1 protein-coding gene is annotated in these 717 nt (G+C 56.9%); it reads left to right on the forward strand.

Features of this window, described 5'->3' with window-relative positions:
* Positions 1 to 513: 513 nt before the first annotated feature.
* Positions 514 to 690: a hypothetical protein gene (locus ABEB28_RS40805; RefSeq protein WP_004197757.1), complete on the forward strand. Its 177-nt coding sequence runs from the start codon at positions 514 to 516 to the stop codon at positions 688 to 690.
* The last annotated feature ends 27 nt before the right edge of the window (positions 691 to 717 follow it).

The following is a 717-nucleotide window of genomic DNA, read 5'->3' on the forward strand; positions in this document are numbered from 1 at the left end:
ACAGGAGAGCGCACGAGGGAGCCGCCGGAGAGAAATCACCGGCATCTTTAAGTCCTGTCGGGTTTCGTCCTCCTCTGACTTGAGCGTCCATTTCTGTGATGCTCGTCAGGGGAGGCGGAGCCTATGGAAAAACGGCAACGCCGCATCCTTTTCTCCGGCCCTTTCTGATTTGAGCGCCTTTGCTTTATCCCGTTATCCGTGAGTCGGTCACGCCCGCCGCAGCCGAACGGCAGGAGCGCAGCTACCGAGTGAGCGAGGAGGCGTCATTTCATCTGTCCGTGCATGGTATTGCGGACGCTCCTGAGCCACATATCACACCTGCCACATGAGGCACTTTCATGAATCGTGCTCTCATGCCAACATAGTAAGCCAGTATACACAGCGTAAACGCTGTGACTGGTTCAGGGCTGCGCCCCGAAACCCGCTAACACCACTGACGCGCTGGCGCTTGTCCAACGCCGGAGCGACCCGGAAAACTTTTCCGTGCCGTCCGGCGTTTGCGAAGGAGGGATAATGCAGAAGCCGAAGAAGAAGCCGCTCGTCGTAAAAAAAAGATCCTGGCATCCGGCAGTGATGGCAAATCTGATGCGTCAGGCACAGGAGGAAGATTACCGCCGGGAGCAGATGGCAGAGCTTGAGCGTTCAGCCCGGTCACATTTTGCGGATATCGGAGGAGAGGATGGCGGTTAAGCGTACCCGTTTTTTAGGTATCCGGGT

Source organism: Cryptosporangium minutisporangium, assembly GCF_039536245.1.
GTDB classification, from domain to species: Bacteria; Actinomycetota; Actinomycetes; order Mycobacteriales; family Cryptosporangiaceae; genus Cryptosporangium; species Cryptosporangium minutisporangium.